Source organism: Pseudodesulfovibrio piezophilus C1TLV30, from assembly GCF_000341895.1.
GTDB classification, from domain to species: Bacteria; Desulfobacterota; Desulfovibrionia; order Desulfovibrionales; family Desulfovibrionaceae; genus Pseudodesulfovibrio; species Pseudodesulfovibrio piezophilus.
The window spans coordinates 2,018,632-2,037,572 of record NC_020409.1 but is presented as its reverse complement, the minus strand read 5'-3'; the positions used below and the strand labels follow the sequence as shown (position 1 = coordinate 2,037,572).

The 18,941-nt window shown below is 54.2% G+C and carries 14 protein-coding genes; 7 read left to right on the top strand and 7 right to left on the bottom strand.

The window, feature by feature from the left end; translation table 11 throughout:
* Positions 1-17: 17 nt before the first annotated feature.
* Positions 18-1,280: a BPL-N domain-containing protein gene (locus BN4_RS09715; protein WP_015415216.1), complete on the bottom strand. Its 1,263-nt coding sequence runs from the start codon at positions 1,278-1,280 to the stop codon at positions 18-20.
* 326 nt (positions 1,281-1,606) lie between these two features.
* Here BN4_RS09715 and BN4_RS09710 point away from each other — a divergent pair, with 326 nt between their 5' ends.
* The 4 genes from BN4_RS09710 (at position 1,607) to purN (ending at position 8,321) form a co-directional block, all read left to right on the top strand.
* On the top strand, positions 1,607-4,273 hold the full coding sequence (locus BN4_RS09710) for a valine--tRNA ligase (RefSeq protein WP_015415215.1): 2,667 nt from the start codon (positions 1,607-1,609) through the stop codon (positions 4,271-4,273).
* A gap of 454 nt (positions 4,274-4,727) precedes the next feature.
* Positions 4,728-6,233 carry a uroporphyrinogen-III C-methyltransferase gene (cobA, locus tag BN4_RS09705; protein WP_015415214.1) on the top strand — a complete coding sequence of 502 codons (1,506 nt, stop codon included), beginning with the start codon at positions 4,728-4,730 and terminating at the stop codon, positions 6,231-6,233.
* A gap of 83 nt (positions 6,234-6,316) precedes the next feature.
* Entirely contained in the window at positions 6,317-7,357 is a 1,041-nt protein-coding gene (locus BN4_RS09700; RefSeq protein ID WP_051053251.1) for a methyltransferase, read from the top strand.
* A 259-nt stretch (positions 7,358-7,616) separates the two neighbouring features.
* Positions 7,617-8,321 (top strand): phosphoribosylglycinamide formyltransferase, encoded by a 705-nt coding sequence (purN, locus tag BN4_RS09695; RefSeq protein ID WP_015415212.1) that lies wholly within the window; start codon positions 7,617-7,619, stop codon positions 8,319-8,321.
* Positions 8,322-8,408: 87 nt separating this feature from the next.
* On the opposite strand, the gene BN4_RS09690 is transcribed toward purN, so the two are convergent.
* Positions 8,409-9,773, bottom strand: a complete 1,365-nt coding sequence (locus tag BN4_RS09690) for an MATE family efflux transporter (RefSeq protein WP_015415211.1) — start codon at positions 9,771-9,773, stop codon at positions 8,409-8,411.
* A 126-nt stretch (positions 9,774-9,899) separates the two neighbouring features.
* Between BN4_RS09690 and BN4_RS09685 the strand changes: the two genes are divergently transcribed.
* Together BN4_RS09685 and BN4_RS09680 are read left to right on the top strand one after the other, a co-directional pair.
* Positions 9,900-10,748 (top strand): helix-turn-helix domain-containing protein, encoded by an 849-nt coding sequence (locus tag BN4_RS09685; protein ID WP_015415210.1) that lies wholly within the window; start codon positions 9,900-9,902, stop codon positions 10,746-10,748.
* A gap of 67 nt (positions 10,749-10,815) precedes the next feature.
* Positions 10,816-11,763, top strand: coding sequence for a proline dehydrogenase family protein (locus BN4_RS09680; protein WP_015415209.1), 948 nt, complete (start codon positions 10,816-10,818; stop codon positions 11,761-11,763).
* An 83-nt stretch (positions 11,764-11,846) separates the two neighbouring features.
* Here BN4_RS09680 and BN4_RS09675 read toward each other — a convergent pair whose 3' ends face one another.
* Together BN4_RS09675 and BN4_RS09670 are read right to left on the bottom strand one after the other, a co-directional pair.
* The gene (locus BN4_RS09675) at positions 11,847-12,911 is read right to left on the bottom strand and encodes a phosphotransacetylase family protein (protein ID WP_015415208.1); all 1,065 of its coding nucleotides are present in this window, start codon (positions 12,909-12,911) and stop codon (positions 11,847-11,849) included.
* A 199-nt stretch (positions 12,912-13,110) separates the two neighbouring features.
* The gene (locus tag BN4_RS09670; RefSeq protein WP_015415207.1) at positions 13,111-15,213 is read right to left on the bottom strand and encodes an acetate--CoA ligase family protein; all 2,103 of its coding nucleotides are present in this window, start codon (positions 15,211-15,213) and stop codon (positions 13,111-13,113) included.
* Between the two features lie 17 nt (positions 15,214-15,230).
* Between BN4_RS09670 and rnc the strand changes: the two genes are divergently transcribed.
* Positions 15,231-15,932, top strand: a complete 702-nt coding sequence (rnc, locus tag BN4_RS09665; protein ID WP_015415206.1) for a ribonuclease III — start codon at positions 15,231-15,233, stop codon at positions 15,930-15,932.
* A gap of 128 nt (positions 15,933-16,060) precedes the next feature.
* Here the strand turns inward: rnc and BN4_RS09660 are convergent, their stop codons facing one another.
* The 3 genes from BN4_RS09660 to BN4_RS09650 all read right to left on the bottom strand — a co-directional run bounded on the left by BN4_RS09660 (position 16,061) and on the right by BN4_RS09650 (position 18,941).
* Positions 16,061-16,987 carry a flagellin N-terminal helical domain-containing protein gene (locus BN4_RS09660; protein ID WP_015415205.1) on the bottom strand — a complete coding sequence of 309 codons (927 nt, stop codon included), beginning with the start codon at positions 16,985-16,987 and terminating at the stop codon, positions 16,061-16,063.
* Positions 16,988-17,644: 657 nt separating this feature from the next.
* The gene (locus BN4_RS09655) at positions 17,645-18,115 is read right to left on the bottom strand and encodes a LysM peptidoglycan-binding domain-containing protein (protein ID WP_015415204.1); all 471 of its coding nucleotides are present in this window, start codon (positions 18,113-18,115) and stop codon (positions 17,645-17,647) included.
* Positions 18,116-18,167: 52 nt separating this feature from the next.
* Entirely contained in the window at positions 18,168-18,941 is a 774-nt protein-coding gene (locus BN4_RS09650) for a hypothetical protein (protein WP_015415203.1), read from the bottom strand.

Here is an 18,941-nt window from a genome sequence, read left to right as displayed (position 1 = left end):
GGGAGAGTCTGGTGCAATTATAAGTGCCCGCTGGTACGCATGAGTGACAGTCGCCAGTAGAGCTCCTCAAGGAGAGTCACGAGGTCGGCGTAAATGCCGCCTGGTTCAGGGGGAATGCCGAACAGGGCACGCCGCTGTTCTTTCAGTCCTTCCTTGGAGACAGCGTCCGGATCAGAGTGGAAAACGGTCATGGCAAGTCGTTCGGCGAGCAGGTAGCCTGTGAGGCCCGTTGTCAGAAGTTGCATCAAGGTGCGGAAGGTCTCGCTATGGCTGGCCCAGAACGCGAGGGTTTCATCGTCAGGTCGGGAAGCCATGGCTTCGCAGATGAGCGAATATAACGAATTGATGCCTGCGCCCGGAATGCCTCGTCGCCACCCCAGCAGCCATGGGTTGCGCCAGAAGAGCAAAAAGTGGTTGGTGCCGGTAAGGATAATGCTCTCCATGGCCTCTCGCGCTTCCATCAACAGAGGGTCATCCCAGACTATTGGGCGTCCGGCGACATCCCAGGCCGGGACGGCCGCTCCACCGACAGGTTCTTCCAGAATTTGGCTGAGGATATGCGCCAGCCAGCGATTTGCCGGAGGGGAGGCCGGAGTTTCGAGGTGGGCATAGCTCAATATGACACGGCCTTTGCCGAAGTCATTGGTGGTTACGACAGGAAGTCCCTCGAGAAAATTCGGGCTGAGGTGGATACCGTACAGGTTTTCCCAGTCAGCCATGGTCCCTTTGGGCAGAGTCGCCAGATTCAGGTCCGCGACCCAAAAGTCAGGGGCAGGAGTCCCATATCGGGCCAGAACTGTGACGCTTTCATCCACGGGATCAAATCGGCCGGGCCACCAGACCGGGAGCATGGCTGAGCCGTCAAGGTCTTTCGGGACCAGCGGGTGGTCGTTTTTGAGGACGGAATCCACGTGACCTGAAAGGAAATGGTGCAGACGATTCCGGTATCCTTTGCGAACCCACGGCGAGAGCCCCAGGCTGTAGTTACCGGTCAGAGCCAGTCCTGTACCGCCACAAAATCCGAGATAGTTGCCGCCGGAATGCACGTATTCGCAAATGGCGTCCATGCCGCTGACGCCGAGTCTGTCCGCCTTGCCCTTAGCCCGCCCACCGGGAACTATAAGCAGTTTCGGCTTGCTGTCGGATGCGCCGGAGAGCGCTCCCTCGGCAATTTCATGGCCACGTACCAGTCGGTGCGGAATTCCCCAAGCGGAAAGAGCCCGCGTCAGGAGCAGACCCCAGAAGTGGGACTCGTCCCAATATATATGTATGCTTGACATGATCGGCTCTCTCGACAAAGGTAGGCCGACGCTAACAAGGGGACCGTGCAACTGCAAGAAGTATGAGCCATATCCGGGGAATACTCTTGGCAAAGTTGTTTTTCCGACCGTTCATGCGGTCCCGATCACAAACGCAGAAAACGGGTCGGAATGATTGAAACGAGAATGCACAGGGATATGCGTACGGGGTGACGCTTCCCGATAATTCCGGAACAGAGTCATCGGGCGAGACCCTCAGCAGCTTTTCAACTCTGTTCCATACCAATGAATTCATGATATTTCCGGGTCCAGTATGGTGGTCCCGGACTGCCGGAGGCACAAGACATATGGCTCGCAAAGAACTCGCCAAGGCATACGAACCTTGGGATGTTGAGGAAAAGTGGGAAAACCACTGGGAAGAGAACAAGACTTTCACGCCTGATCCTGATGGGCCGGGGGAAGCCTACTCCATTGTTATTCCGCCTCCCAACGTCACAGGTGTTCTGCACATGGGACATGCGCTGAACCTGACGCTTCAGGATATCCTGTGTCGGTTCAATCGCCAGCAGGGCAAGAACGTTCTGTGGGTTCCCGGCACCGATCATGCGGGCATCGCCACGCAGAATGTTGTGGAACGTCAGCTCAAGGAAGAGGGGCTTACCCGCGACGATCTCGGCCGCGACAAGTTCATTGAGCGCGTCTGGGAATGGAAAAAGGAAAAGGGCGACCATATTCTCAGCCAGGTTCGACGCATGGGCGCGTCCGTTGACTGGACTCGTGAGTGCTTCACCTTTGACGAACAGCGTGCCAAGGCCGTGCGTGAAGTTTTCGTCAAGCTCTTTGAAGAGGGCTTGATCTACAAAGGCGACTACATCATCAACTGGTGCAACCGCTGTCATACCGCGCTGGCAGACGATGAAGTCGAGCATGAAGCCAAGCCCGGCCATCTGCATCATGTCCGTTACCCTCTCGGAGATGGTTCCGGGCATCTTATAGTCGCCACCACGCGCCCTGAAACCATGCTGGCTGACTCGGCCATAGCCGTGAACCCGGAAGATGAACGTTTCAACCACCTGATCGGCAAAACCGCCATTCTGCCGCTTGTCGGCAAGGAACTCCCCATCATCGGGGATGCCTACGTTGATATCGAATTCGGAACAGGATGCCTCAAGGTCACCCCTGCTCATGATATGAACGACTGGGAGCTGGGGCGTAAACACGATCTGGAGGTCATTTCCATTCTGGATGAATCCGGCGTGATCAATGAGAATGCCCCGGAAAAATATCGCGGCATGGATGTGAAGACCGCTCGCAAGGCCGTGCTGGCCGATCTCGAGGCAGAGGGGCTGCTGGAAGAAATAGTGGAACATGATCACTCTGTGGGCGTTTGCTACCGGTGTAAATCGGTCATTGAGCCGCATGTCTCCACCCAGTGGTTTGTTTCCATGAAACCGCTGGCCGAGAAAGCGCGTGCTGCTGTTCCGACCCAAACCCAGATTTTCCCGGAGCATTGGACCAAGACGTATTATAATTGGCTGGATGAAATTCGTGACTGGTGCATTTCCCGTCAGATATGGTGGGGGCACCGCATCCCGGCCTGGACTTGCGAGGATTGTGGCGAACTGATTGTGCCCATGGATGACCCGACTTCCTGTACCAAGTGTGGTTCCTCCAATCTGGTGCAGGATGAAGATGTTCTCGATACATGGTTCTCATCGGCTTTGTGGCCGTTTTCCACCCTTGGCTGGCCCGATGATACCAAAGAACTTGCCAAGTACTATCCGACCTCGTGTCTGGTCACCGGATTCGATATCCTTTTCTTCTGGGTCGCCCGTATGATGATGATGGGGCTTCAGTTCCAGGAACAGGTGCCGTTTCACCATGTGTACATCCATGCTCTGGTTCGCGACGAGAAGGGTAAGAAAATGTCCAAGTCCACGGGCAATGTCATTGACCCGCTGGATATGATCAGCAAATACGGAGCCGATGCCCTTCGCTTTACCCTGACTAGCTTTGCGGCCATGGGCCGTGACATCAAGCTCTCGGAACAGCGCATTGAAGGCTACAAGCATTTCATGAACAAGATCTGGAATGCCACTCGGTTCGCCATGATGAATTTGCCGGAGGAAATTCCGGCTGTTCCGCTTTCCGAAGCGGATGGGCTGGCAAACAAGTGGATTCTGCATCGTCTTGAAGAGGTCAAGCAGAGTATTGCTGACGCGACCCGTGAGTACAAATTCAACGAAATAGCCCAGATTCTCTACAAGTTTATCTGGTCGGAATTCTGTGACTGGTATCTCGAGATGATCAAGCCCGCGCTCTATGGCGAGGATGAAGCAGTCAAGGCCGGGACGCAGAAGGTCCTGTGGACAGTGCTGTCCGAGATCATGGTCCTGTTGCACCCGGTCACTCCGTTCATCACCCAGGAAATATGGTCCTCCCTGCCGCGCCCGGCAGGAGACGAGCGTTCCGAGGATCTCGCCACCCTGCCGTTCCCGGATATGCGCGCCGAGTGCCTCGATCCCGAAGCTGTGAAGGAAATGGAACTCTTCATGGGAGTGGTGTCCGGGACTCGGAATATCCGTACTGAACTGCTTATCGAACCGGCCAAGAAGCTCGACCTGCTTATTCGTACCGTCAATGACGAAGACAAGAGAGTGCTGGAAGCTAACACACTGCTGATTCAGTCTCTGGCACGGATCGAGACCATTACGCTCGGCCCTGATGTGACCGCGCCCAAGGCGTCCGGTGCTGCCGTGGTACAGGGAAATGAGCTTTCGGTCCCGCTGGAAGGTGTGGTCGATTTCGAGTCCGAACTTGCCCGACTTGACAAAAATCTGGCCAAGCTCGAGAAAACCATGGGTGGAGTGTCCAAAAAACTTGGCAATCCCGGTTTCGTCAATAATGCCCCGGCTGAGGTTGTCGAAAAGGAAAAAGGGAAGCTCGTCGAGATGGAAGAAGAGAAAAATAAACTGTCACAACTCAAGGCCCGCCTTGAAAGTGTGATGGGATAGTTTTTTCCAGGGAGAATCTTTCAAGTGAGGTTCTCCCTTGGCTCCCCTTCCTCATGCCAGGCCGGAGCATGGTCAAGATGGGGAAGCGTGCCATGGCATGATTTGGTGAGGGAGTCTGTGTCTCGGACAAACGATGCCGTGACAGAAGAGTGAAGCGAGTTTCGGGAATCCTTTTTTTGCAGAGGGATTCTGGGCTGTCAGAGGTCAGGCGGGTCCTTTTTCTTGAAAAGGGAAAAACCGAGATTGATGGTGACAGACGATGGAGTCCGAACGTGCGAAGCCAGGGCCTTGGCCACTGTTTGCCTCTTCGGATACCATGACAAGCAGGGGAATCTTTTCACACCGTTCTTTCAAGGGTGTTCGTCATTCTGATGTGCGGTGTGGCGACAGAAAATTAGGGTGAATCTCAACAGGCTTTTTACATGGGCTTTTGAGCCGCCGGAGGCAATACACAATGGCAAATGTTTTTCTCGTCGGAGCTGGACCGGGTGATCCGGGTATGGTGACTCTTCGTGCCAAGGAGATCATTGAGACCTGCGATATCATGATCTACGATTATCTGGCCAATGTCGATTTTCTGAAGTGGTGCAAGGCAGAGTGCGAAATCCTGTACGTGGGCAAAAAGGGGGGAGACCACACCCTGCCCCAGGAAAAGATCAACGAACTGATCATAGAGAAAGCCCGTAGCGGCAAGATCATCTGTCGTTTGAAAGGTGGCGATCCGTACGTGTTCGGTCGTGGCGGCGAAGAGGGTGAGGAGTTGGTGGAGGCCGGTATCGATTTCGAGGTTGTGCCGGGCATCACTGCCGGAGTTGCTGCACCAGCCTATGCCGGTATTCCAGTGACACACCGCGATCACACGACTTCAGTCTGTTTCATCACCGGCCACGAAGACCCGACCAAAAGCGAGTCCGGGAATAATTGGGCCGTGTACGGACAATCCAATTCCACACTGGTTTTTTACATGGGTGTGGGCAATCTGCCCATGATTGCCAAAAATCTGATGGAGAATGGGCGGGATGCCGAAACTCCGGTGGCATTGGTCCGATGGGGAACCCGGTGCAACCAGACTTCCTTTGTCTCTACGTTGGAAAATGTGGCGGAAGAGGCGGAGAAGCGGCAGTGGAAAGCACCGTCCATCATTATCGTGGGCGGAGTCTGCTCCCTGCATGACAAACTGGCATGGTTCGAAAAAAAAGCATTGCTGGGCAAGGGAGTCATTGTGACCCGTGCACGGGAACAGGCCAGCGGATTGGTGAATATCCTGCAGGGACATGGTGCATGTGTCCATGAGTTCCCGACCATTTCGGTGGAGCATCTCGATGATTACAACGAGGTCGAGACCGCAATTTTACAGTTGGCCCGGTATCAGTGGGTGGTGTTTACTTCGGTTAATGGGGTCAAGTTCTTCTGGGAACAGTTGGCCGCTATCGGACTGGATTCCCGAATCTTCGGTGGCATGCAGATTGCGGCTATTGGCCCAGCTACAGCTGAAGAGTTGAAGGCTCGCGGTATCATTCCGGACTTTGTCCCCGAGAAATATGTGGCTGAGCATGTCGTGGAAGGCCTGCTTGAGCGCGGTATCCAGGGACAGGATGTCCTGATCCCGAGAGCCAGGGTCGCTCGGGAAGTACTGCCTGAAGAATTGAAGAAGGTCGGGTGCAACGTGACTGTCCTGCCCGTCTACGAGACCAAATTGGTTCAGGCCAGCAGCAAGGAGATTGAGGACGCCATGGACAAGGGCGCGATCAATTATGTAACCTTCACGTCGTCATCGACAGTAGAGAACTTCTTCGAGTTGGTGAATCCGGACGTTTTCCGGCAATACCCGGAGATCAAAATCGCTTCCATCGGTCCTGTTACGACGAAGACCCTGGAGCGGTTCGGTTTTACTCCGAGCATTGAGCCTGAAGATTATACTATACCCGGATTAGTGGATGCATTGCTGATGGATGCATGATCTTTCCTCTAACTACGGATGAATGAAGGCTTCGACCATTTGGTTGGAGCCTTTTTTATTGAATAAACAGTACAAGATTGTACATGAAAACGTTTGGCAATGATGGTATGGCATGGGAAAACAGACTCAAGGAGTATCCGAACATGCTGACAACTCAGAAAGAAGTACTTGATATCGCTTTAGCGTGGCAGGGAAGCCGAGCGCTTTTGGCCGCTGTGGAGCTGAATTTATTCTCGACTGTGGGGGAAGGCTCGACAGCGGCTGAGATTGCCGAGCGGGTCGGAACCGATACCCGATGCACGGAAAGGCTGCTCAATGTCATGGTGACGCTGGATCTGATGAGCAAACAGGGCGAAGTCTTCATCAATGGTCCGGCTGCCAGTCAATATCTGGTGCCTGATGGTAATGACTATCTTTCCATGCTGCACCACACGGCTTTTACTTACCGCAATTGGGGCGCTCTGGACCAGGCTGTCCGAGCGGGGACTTCAACCATCAGCACTGCCTGGGATTCGGATGAACATCGGGATGCGTTCATCGAGGCCATGCATCGGCGGTCCAGAGGAGATGCGGAAAATCTTGTCAATTCGCTTGACCTTTCCGGTGTCGATCACCTTCTGGATGTGGGCGGTGGGTCCGGGGCGTATTCGATCGCCTTGTGTCAGGCCAACAAAGGGATAAAATCAACTGTACTGGATTTGCCGGGAGTGACGCAGTTGACCAGAAAATATGTGGCGGAAGCGGGATTGTCGGAAAGAATCGGGACGCGGGAAGGCAGTTATCTTGAGACCGAATTCGGGGCAGGATATGACCTTGTTCTCTTTTCAGCCATTGTTCATATCAATTCGGAGCAGGAGAACCAGTTTCTCATGCACAAGGCGTTTGAAGCGGTGAACCCCGGCGGGGTGATCGCTGTTCATGACTTCATCATGAGTGAAGATCGTCTGACTCCCGCCAAGGGAGCGATGTTTGCCCTGAACATGATCGTCAATACACGAGGCGGGGATACCTACACCAAGGGAGAAATCTCCGGCTGGCTTATGGACGCCGGATGCGAGACGCTCCACAGCACTCGAACCGGGGAGATGACTTCCATGCTGACGGCCCGTAAACCCTTGGCATGAAGGAGTGTCTGTTGGCTGTGGCGGCAACGCCGTTCAGCTCCTGAAAAGGCTGGATATGAAAGGCGCGGGATGGCTCCGCGATACTCACTTCCAGTCGTGGATATGTCTCCAATCCGGATCGAACTTGTGGGTATCGGTGTGCCTCTTTCAGGCAAAGAGGAGGCACAGTGAAAATCAGGGCTTGATTAACATCCCGGATTGAGCCAAGAAGTCGCTTGAAACGCATGCGCCGAGCGCGAATTTTTTTTAAGGAGTTCCAATGTCCCTGCCCATAGCCGTACTCGTCTCAGGAAGCGGGTCCAACCTGCAATCCATCATAGATCGTATTGAAGAGGGTGTTCTGGATGCCGAAATCAAGCTGATCGTCTCGAATAAAGCCAGGGCATATGGCATTGAGCGGGCCAAGAAACATGGCATCCCATACAAGGTCTTGCTGCATACGGATTTTCGAAGCCGTGAAGATTTTGATAGTGCTCTGGTCGAATGCATCACTGACGCAGGAGTGGGCGAAGATGGACTCGTCGTCATGGCCGGATTCATGCGTATCGTGACATCCGTTTTCCTGGGCGCGTTTGAAAACCGGGTCATCAATATCCACCCGGCCTTGTTACCAAGCTTTCCCGGAGTGCATGGTCAGGCTGACGCGGCAGACTACGGGGTCAAGATTTCAGGATGCACAGTCCATTTTGTGGATGAGCAGATGGATCATGGCCCGGTTATCGTGCAGGGTGCTGTTCCCTGTCAGGCTGGCGAGGATGGTGACGTCCTTGGCCCGCGCATCCTCAAGTTGGAGCATCGGGTCCTGCCTCAGGCCATCCAATGGTTCGGCGAAGGACGCTTGAAGATAGAGGGACGTCATGTGGAATTGCGTGTTGCCGGTCGGCCCTATGCCAGCCAGCCCAAGGCGGATATCGACCCGCCTACGCATGCGTTGGTTTGGCCTCCCCTGGAAAAGGGATTCTAAAGTCGCAGAGGGAAGCTCTGATTTCACATGTCACAAGCCCCCGGCCCTCTCTTGGTCCGGGGGCTTGTGACGTGGATGAGGAAATGTTTACGGTGCGGTGGCAGTCCTCTCTTCAGCTCTGCCAAGCACTCGGTGCGCATACCAGAAGGAAATGCCCGCAGCGAGCCAGACGATGACTGCAATGGAGAGCCATAGGGACTGGGTTCCGTACCCCATGATATGGATGAAGAGGCTGAAGAGGGCCCACGGGGCGATCACCTGCCGGGCCAATCCCATCCATATGGCGAATATCGGTCGTTTCATACCCTGGAGAACCGACGTAGAGATGAAGATGATGACATAGCCGTAAAGGGTGAAGGCATCGATACGCAGGTATTCGGCTCCGATATTGATGACGGCGGGGTCACTGGTAAAAAGAGAGACAAGGGGCTTGGCAAACACGAGAATCGGCACTGAAAGAGGGAGCAGAAGCATTGCGCCGTATTTCAGATTTGCTCGGTAGGTGGCCCGGATGCGATCAAGGTGCCCGGCCCCGTAATTTTGCGCGGTAATGGTCAGGGACGCTATATTCAGTCCGATTGTCGGTAACAGGACTATCTGGTCAATGCGGGTGGCAATACCATAGGCTGCAGTCGCTTCCGGGCCGAATCTGGAGACAAACCGAAAGATGATGAAAAATCCGAGGGCAATCGTCATGTTATTGAGCGCCGCAGGAAATCCCTGGCTGGCAATTTCGGCATAGAGGGTCAGGCGCGGTCGAAGATTCCGCCCCCTGTCAGTATGGAGCAGGCCGGTTGCTCGGGCTTTGTACAACAGATAGAGCGCGCCCAGTCCATGAATGATGATTGTGGCCCAGGCGACTCCGGCTGTTCCCATCGGGGGGAGGCCAAATCCGCCGAAGATAAACCAGGGGTCAAGGATAACGTTTAAACAGGCTCCGAGAATGAGGACATTGCGGAATTGTTTCGTATCTCCTTGCGCCTGAAGAATACCATTGAACAGGAAAAGTGAGATGGTCACGATATTGAAAGCGAACATGGGATTCATGTAACTCAGGCATATTTCGAGATAGGAGCCTTCAGCCCCCAGCCAGCCGAAGATAGCGGGAGAAAAGGTCAGCCCGAACCAGGCGAGAAAGAGTGAAACGATGAGACCGAAGCCAAGCATCTGCACGGCGACCAATGACGCCTGTTTGCGATTCCCTGCGCCCAGTGCGGCACCAATGAGTGCTGTGGAGCCGGTGGCAATGCCGTTGCCCAGGGATGAGATGATGAAGTAGACGGGCAGGGAGAGGGAAAGGGCGGCCACGGCTTCGGTGCTGATGCTGGCTGTCCACAGCGTATCAACTACGTTGAACATGGTATTGAAAAAAAATCCCACGGAAGCGGGGACTGCGACCTGTCGGATAACTTCCGGCACAGGGCGTTTCGTGAGGTCTGTATTATCGTTCATGTCCGTACCTTAGCAGAAAAGAAAGAGAACTCCGAGATACTTTTCCCCTCAGGAAGTTGTGGAGATGGCGAACCATGGCTGACGCGACTGTTGACGGCAATGGACCGTGGCTTGTAGGTTACTGTGATGGGAAAGCGATCAATCAATGCTGATATATGTTTCTGGCGTGACCCGGACCTGCCCGGTGTGGAGGCGCGATTTTCCAGTTACAATGAGGAAGCGTTTCGCAAACATGTCCATGCCGCGTATTCAGTGGGGTTGGTCAAGACCGGGCGTACGTCCTTTTTTCTGGATGGAGAGATGCACGACGCCGAGGCTGGGCAGGTTGTCCTGATCGAGCCGAATGTGGTCCATGCCTGCAACCCGGAGCGGGATTCCTGCATGACGTATCGCATGTTTTATGTGGATGAAACATGGTTCAGGTCGGTAGGACAGGAGGTTTTTGGCTCTGGTGCGGCATCTCCTCGGTTGCCTCGTCCGGTGGTGGATGACTCCGAGTTGTATGCCCATTGGCGGGAACTTCATGAGGCAATCAGGGGAAATCGGCATCGACTGGAGAAGGAGTCCCTGCTGGTTCAGGGGATTGCCGACATTCTGGTCCGGTATGGTGAGCTTTCAGGCCGAGAGCAAGATTCTCCTGGAGGAGAAGGCGCGGTTGAGGCGATCAAACAGTATTTGACCTCCCATCTAGAGAGTAAGGTCAATCTGGATACGCTTTCTGATATTGCCCACGTGAGCAGGTATCATCTGCTTCGTCTCTTTCATGCCAAGGTCGGCCTGCCGCCTCACACGTATCAGAACCAACTCCGGGTGGACTTGGGCAAACGTCTTCTGGCAACCGGAACTTCCATCAGCCAGGTTGCACAGGAAGCCGGCTTTGTGGATCAGAGTCATTTTTCTCGTGTTTTTCGTCAATTCACCGGAGCGACTCCCCGTCAATATCAGCGCGGAGCTTCTCCTTCCACTGTCAAATAAGAGCAATTTCATACCATACAGGGCAGTCTGGCAGCGTTATCTCTTCCTCTTAACCAAAGGAGGATTCATGCTGCTCTGGCAGAAGATGATGATACTGTTGGCTCGGAGTGAACGGATTACCGGACTAGTGCAAAGCTCTCGGCTCATGGCTCGATTTGCCGGTCAGTTCGTGGGTGGAGGGAATGTCCCTGAAGCTCTCGCTTGTGCCACAGATTTACATGGTTGGGATGCTGCTGCATCATTGTTTTATCTTGGTGAGTACGTTGATGATCCGGTGGAGATCGGGCTGACCATGGATCAGTTGCAGGCCTGCCTCGCCGGATTGGGCAATGCCGGGCTGGACGTCCATGTATCCGTGGACCCCACGCAGGTTGGTTCCATGATTTCCTGGGATGTCTGTCGTGACAATGTGATTGTTCTGGCCCGTCATGTCGCAGAGCAGGCCGGGACAGGGAGGAATGTGCTCATGCTCGATATGGAGGATTCATCGGTGACCGGGCAGACCCTGGCTCTTTATGACCATTTGCGTGAGGCTCGCCTCCCTGTCGGCATAACAGTACAGGCTTACCTGCATCGGACGCAGAACGATCTGACCGGACTGGTGGCGAACGGGGCCATGGTTCGCCTGGTCAAGGGGGCGTTTGCCGAACGGGCCTCAGTGGCCGTGACCGGTCGTGTGGATCGGGATACCGCATATCGCAAGGCTATGGTCACTCTTTTCAGTCCGGAGGCTTTGGCCCGTGGAGTCTATCCTGTTCTGGGAACGCACGATCATCGCATGATCGATTTTGCGTCCCACCTTGCTCAGGAGAATGGCTGGAGTCCTGATCAATGGGAAGTGGAAATGCTTCTGGGAGTGCGCCCTGATTTCCAGCGATGCCTGGTTGAAAGAGAAATCAGCCTTCGTCTTTATCTCCCTTTCGGGCGGGACTGGTTTCCCTATTCCATTCGTCGCGTGGGGGAGAATCCGAAGAATCTCGCTTTTGTCCTGCGCTCCATGATGGGGAGAGGCTGACAAGTCGGTCCCTATACATTACGCAAAAAAAGGGGAGCCTCCGAGACACGGCGCTCCCCTTTTCTTTGCGTATATGGTGAGACTTATTTCAGGCCCAATTCCTTTTTGAGGTACTGGAAATCAATATTGTCCGAGACCAGTTCCGCTCCCTGCTTGATCTTGATGGCATCGCGCAGCTTGTGTCGGGAGAGGATGTCATCCATCTTCTTGGCTACGGTGAAGGTGTCCTCCCGGACCATGATTATCGGAGTCTCCAGAACTTCGGAGCGGGTCAGGATGATATCGTTGGGATACAGATTGCCGGTGAGAACCAGACAGGGGCAGTCGCCTTCCAATGCCACGAGTTGAACATCGGACCGGTCGCCGCCGACAATGATTGCTGAATTCTTCTTTTTACGAAAGTGGGTCATAAAATTTTCCACCTGCATGGTGCCGATGAGAAAGGTTTCGACCACGCGCTCACTCTTGTTGTGGGCGGAAATAATCTTGCCTCCGAGCCGGTCGGCCAGGTCTGCCACTTTGATGGCACCCATGAGTGGGTCACGAGGGATGACGCCGAGAATTTTGACACCTTTGCTCTCCAGCGCCGGGCCGAGCAATTGTTTGATCTCATCCATGAAATGGGGGGGCACGTCATTGAGTATGACCCCGGCCAGTTGGTCGCCGAGGTGCTCTTTCATCATCATGAGGTAGTCATATTTCAGTTCTTTCTGGAAGCGGTCGATGATGATTGCCTTGATGCCCAGCTTCTTGATGACAGAGACCGCATCGGTATCACAGTATTTACCGGAGTACATGGAACCGGAGCCTGCGACCAGCGTGATGTCCTTGGATTCCGAGATGCCCTTGTAGCCTTCCACGATCTTGTCGAGAAGTCCTTCCATCTTGCCGGTAAATGCCTTGATCTTGAAATCCTGGGTAACGACAACGGGGGAGACCAATTCGGGGTCCTGTTCGATGCCGAGGACATCCTGTACAAAAGCGGCATCCTCATCGCCGAGTTTACCGTCGATCTCCATGGGCATGGCTCCGACCGGTTTCATATAGCCGACGTTGTACCCTTCCTTTTGAAGGCGAAGGCCAAGACCCATGACTATCATGTTTTTGCCTGAGTATCCGGTTGTCGAGCCAATGTAGAGTCCAGCCATGCCTTGTTCCTCCTGCGGCTGCCTTGCGGGGTTCGAGCGAGTCGTTTATGACGGTGTGTTCATCGGCCCAATGCTGCGGCGGCCCGATGGTTCCCTGGTCCGTCATGTCTCACTTGAACTCGTCGGGCAGTCTCCCTGCGTTGCATTTCATTGTACGAGCTGGAAAAATCCGGCTCATCCTCGTCACTCTGCGAAAAAATCAGCCGATGGTCAAGCGAAGGTCAGTGACCAGCGCGCCTTCGGCATCCACCAGGATGGGGTTGAGTTCCGCTTCCTGGATTTCGGGAAAGTCCGTCGCCATCTGCGACATGGACAGCAAAATATCTTCAATGGCCGTCAGGCTGACCGGCTCTGCGCCGCGAGCGCCCCTGAGCAGTGGAATAGATTGAATTTCCCTGACGATTTCCTGGGCATCCTGAAGGGTGAGAGGTGCCAGTCGATAGCTGATGTCACCAAGCATTTCTGCCGCTGGTCCGGCAAGAGAGAAGGAAATAAGAGGGCCGAATTGCGGGTCCTGGGTAAATCTGACCACGACTTCGCGAGCCTTGGTCGGTCCCATGGTCTGGACAAGACAGCCTGTCAGATAAGCGTCCGGGCGTTTGCGCTGAGCGCGGGTCGTGATGCTGAACCACGCCTGCCGCAGTTCATGGGGGGCATGAATATCCAAGGCCACACCACCGACATCGCCACGGTTGGCAATATGCGGAGAGACGATCTTGAGAGCCACCGGATAGCCGAGCTTCTTGGCTGCGCGAACTGCCTGATCGCTGGTGCGAACGAATCTGTTTTCCGGCACGGGAAGTTCATAGGCCATGGCCATTTCCATGGCATCATGAAAAGGAAGCTCTTTGAGGCCGACTGCACGCGCTTTGGTGATGATCCGCTCGGCCTTGCCCTTATCGCGGCGAAAGCACACTTCCACGGGATAAGGGCGATTTTGCCAGCGATAGTGGGCATGCATGGCTTCAATGGCCCGGACAGCGGGTTCAGGATAGTTATAGCATGGAATCCCGGCGGCAAGCAGCATGTCGCGTCCCGTTCCGATCCGTTGCTCACCCATGAAGCAGGCAAATATGGGTTTGGCACATTTCTTTGCCATATCAATGAGAGCTTGGGCTGTTTCTTCGATCTCAGCTGAAGCCGTGGGTGTCAGCAGGACCAGGATGGCATCGGTATATTCATCGTCGGCAACGGCGTTTAACGTCGTACGGTAGCGTTCTGCACTGGCATCACCGATAATATCAATAGGATTGTAGATGGATGCGAATGGCGGAAGCGCTTCGGTCAGAATATCAAGAGTCTTTTGTGCTGGTCGGGCAAGGTGGAGGCCAACGGATTCACAGGCATCGGCCGCCAGGATACCGGGGCCGCCGGAATTGGTGACTACCGTGAGATTCGGTCCCTGCGGGAGTGGCTGCTCGGAAAAAGCGCGGGCCAGATCAAAAAGGGATTCAAGGTCATTGACCTGGATAATACCGGCCTGCTGGAAAGCGGCGGTAGACGCTTCTACTGCTCCGGCCATGGAACCGGTATGGCTGGATGTGGCCCTGGCACCGGCCTGGGTCGTTCCGGCCTTGATCATGATGACCGGTTTCTTTTCGGTCACCATTCGTGCCTTGCGCAGAAATTTTTCTCCGTCATCAACGCTTTCCAAATAGCCGATGATGACCTTGGTGTTCGTGTCGTCTCCAAGGGCTTCGAGCACATCGGCTTCAGACAATCCTGCCTTGTTACCGAGGCTCAGGAATTTGGAAAATCCGAAGCTTTCGCCATCCGCCCAGTCGAGAATGGCAGAGCAGAGCGCTCCGGATTGAGAAAAAAAGGCAATGGACCCTTTGGCCGGTGATGCTTGGGCGATGGTGGCATCCAGGCCGCAGTCGGTATTAATAAGCCCGAGAGAATTGGGACCAAGGAGAAGGATGTTTTTCCTGCGGGCGAGTTCGGCCATGGCCATTTCCAGCTCAAATCCATCTCGTCCGGTCTCGCGGAATCCGGCGGAAATAATGCTGATGGCCCGTACCCGTGCGGCGGCCAACTGATGCATGGTCCCGAGAACCTGTTCGCGCGGCAGTGCGATGATGGCCAAGTCCGGTTCGCTCGGCAACTGCTCTATGGAGGAAATGACAGGGAGTCCGAGTATTTCACCCCCGGCGGGATTGACGGGGTAGAGTTTCCCCTTGTACCCTGCGCGGATCAGATTGGCCACGAGAACGTGTCCAAGTTTTCCCGGATTCCTTGATGCGCCGATGATGGCGATGGAGTCGGGAGAGAGTAGAGGCTGAAGTTTCGCGTTTGATTGCATAGAGTACAGGAGGTTGAATGGATACGGGTAACCTTCAAGAGTGTATCCACCATAGGTTTGAGCAAGTCAAGCTTCTCACCACAGCATTGACGCACAGTTCTTACGCCAACGAACAGGAGGGCTATGCCGACAATGAACGGCTGGAGTTCCTGGGCGATGCCGTACTGGAGCTGTGTATTTCCGAAGAGGGCTTCAAACGGTATCCGTGCGCACCGGAAGGGCAGTTGACACGGATTCGCTCACAGCTGGTCAAGGAAAAGAGTCTGGCATCGCTGGCCAGAGAGTTGCAATTGCATCAATATGTCCGTCTTGGCAAGGGGGAAGAAATTCAGGGAGGGCGTGATCGGGATGCTCTGCTGGCCGATACCTTCGAAGCTCTTTTAGGCGCGGTCTTTCTGGACGGCGGATTTGATGCGGCAAAAAAAACCATTCTTCTCATCTTCGAAAATGAATGGCCGGAACGGGCTATGCTCCCCGAAACCAAGGATTACAAGAGCCGGTTGCAGGAAGTGTCGCAGGAACGATTCAAGGATCGCCCTGTCTATGTTCTGGCCGGGACCAGTGGGCCGGAGCATGAGAAACTCTTTGACGTGGACGCGACTCTGCCTACCGGGGAAGTCTTCCGCGGACAGGGAACCAGCGTCAAGCGTGCTGAGCAGTATGCGGCTGCCAAGGCTCTTGCGTCTCTTTCCGATTCCGACGATATCTTCTCCGACTGATTTCCATTCTGGAAAAGAGCGTGGACCGGAATGTGACGGGAAACGATCGGACCCTGACCCGGCAGCATCGGCTGCCGGGTTGGATTCCGATCGTCTTCAGTCATGCGCCGTGAGAGCGGTGACTAAGTCTAGCCGCCGATCAGCTGCATGGCCATTCTCGGCAGAGAGTTGGCCTGTGCGAGCATGGCAACAGCGGACTGGGTGAGAATCTGGTTGCGGACGAATTCCGTCATTTCCTGCGCCACATCGACGTCTGAGATACGGGATTCAGCAGCTTGCATGTTCTCGGCCTGGATTTCCAGGTTGGTAATGGTGTTTTCCAGTCGGTTCTGCATGGAACCGAGATTGGCGCGGATCTTGTCCTTGGAAATGATCGCGGCATTGATCGCGGCCATGGCAGACTGGGCCAGCGCCTGAGTGGAAATGGCCTTGCCTGCGTTTTGTTCCTCGGCCGTGAGGCCGAACTTGCTTCCGGCGTCGTGCCCAAGTCCAAAGGCGGACGAGGTCGAGCCTTGAATGGCGACATAGTAATAATCCTCAGCGGAATCGTTTCCGGTTCCGAAGTGGATCTTCAGCGGGCCTGTGGAAGTGATGCCGGCACCATTATGGTCGGTAGCGGGTTCACCGGACAGGTTGCCGTTGAGCAGATAAATTCCGTTGAAGTCCGTGGCGTTGGCTATTCGGTTGATTTCCGAAGACATTGCCTGGTACTCTGAGTCGATGATCAGTCGCTGGTCCGAGTTGTAGGTACCGGTGGAGGCCTGCATCGCAAGTTCCTTCATGCGAATGAGCTTTTCATCGATGACCTGCAACGCGCCGTCAGCGGTCTGAATCAGTGAGATTGCGTCTGATGCATTTCGGATACCCTGGTGCAGGGAGCTGATTTCCGAGCGCATAAGTTCGCGAATCGCCAGCCCGGCGGCGTCATCAGCAGCCGTGCCAACGCGCAAACCGGATGACAAACGCCGTGTGGAAACTCCGAGTCGACCAAAGTGGTCACTCAGGTTTCGAGATGCGTTCATCGCCATGAGGTTGTGGTTAATAACTAAAGACATCGGAACCCTCCTTGTTCGATCTTCAAATCCATTTGCGACGTCTTCAGCAGTATATGTGCCAACTTAAGTTTATATAGAAATATTAAGAAGATAACCTTTTAGTAAATGTCTAGAGTGGTTGATTTTACCCGCTTATTCAGTGGGCAGAAGCTGCCGTGCGTCAACGGTTCGTCAGTATTGGCGTGCAAAAAATGCCCGATTTTCGGGATGTTCTGCGATTGTGAGTGGAGTCTTTGGGCAGCAAAGGGGTGAAATATGCCGGGTCTGTCGTGTTTCATATGCTCGCGGAATGAGCCTTTCAACACAGGGACATCTTTATATAATGAAGAGAGTCGGTGGTTCGTCGTGCGAGAGCAAGATGAGCATTAATGCCCTGAATGAAGATGACATCCTTCAGGGCGCGAAGCGTCATGGAGACTTTTTCTCGGCAAGGCTTGCGTTATGAGGGCTCTTGTATGGAGTCTTGTGGTACACGATGGCTTTCCTCAAGTGCCCTGCGGCAGTGAAAATGAAAAGGCTGTTGCCTCCTGACTTGAGGCCGTCTCATGCCAGCTGGCTTTGAAGTGCGCAATAACGGGCGAGAATCCTGCCACAAGAACGCAAAAAGCCGTCCACCCGAGGGGGTGGACGGCTGATATCTCAAAAGAGAGGTGTGCCTTAGAAGCTGTAGCCGAGGGCCGCGCGCATTTCTGCGGGGATCATGGCATCCTGACCAGGCTCCAGAGCCATCCAGGGAGCGCCTGCATCCTTGCGGGCAGCTTTGACTTCTTCGAGGTCGAAGCCGTAACGGGGCACGTCGAACTGCTGGCCGGGGTAAATACGGTCAGGGTTTTTGATCTTGTCACGGTTGGCCTTGTAGATGAGCGGCCACATGAAAGGATCGTTATACACATGTTTGTATTCGGCGATCCACCACAGGCATTCGCCCTTTGTGACGGTATGAGTGACAGGCAGGGCATCGTATTCAGCTTTGTAGACCTGCATGGGGTCAACCACGACAGGCTCTTTCTCGACGATGACTTCCTTCTCTTCAACAACAACAACTTCCGGTTCGGTCTTGACCTTTTTGGAGCAACCCCATGCGAACACAAGGCACATGGCAATTGCGAGTAAAATCAGCTTCTTCATTAACAGCCTCCTCGAATGGTTCTACAGTCTCAATTAACCCGTCGCAGCCAGGTCAACTTTGTATTCTATTCGCCCAATTATCAATTATTTTCTTTTCTTGCAACACCATTTTGCTTGTTGGATTCTGTTCGAACGCCCGATGAACGGCTTCCGTGGCTTCATCCATCCATCCTCCCATGCGAAGAGATTGGCTTGCAAGGATAAACATCCGTTCGGGTTCGGTCCGGTAAATGGCGGAGATCAACCCACCGTATTCTTCCGTGAAAACCGATCGGACGAGGGTGTTCTCTGAGAAAATGTATCGTGCAAGCAGGACGTTATCGCTGTATCTGTTCAGATAGGACGGCAAGAGTTGGCGGCATTTTGCCATGATGAAGCGAATACGATCTATCTCGCGGCGCATGGATTCTTCGGTCTGATTCAGGATCAGGAAAAGCTGATCGGTGACATCTTTTTCGCTGTCCTGCAGGTCATCTCCCTCGTAGAGCCGATGGAACCATGGCGCATAGTTTTGTTTTTGGTAGGCATCTTCCTTGAGTTTGATGGTCTCATGAAAAATATAGCCGATGGCCCAGTCCAGAAATTTGCCGCCCAGTTGAGAGTGCGGGTCGTTACGAAAGACGTGATGGGCTGTATCCTTCATGCGCCACAGCAGTCCCTTGTCCATTTCGGACCCCATGATGTCGTGGAGAATTTCGAAAGAGACTGTGCCATCGTCATCAAAGGAAGCGAATTGTGCTTCCAGTATTTTGCAGCTCTGGCAGAAGAACTTGAACAGATCTCGAATGAATTCCGGGTGTTTGGCTTGTATCCATGCTTTTGACAT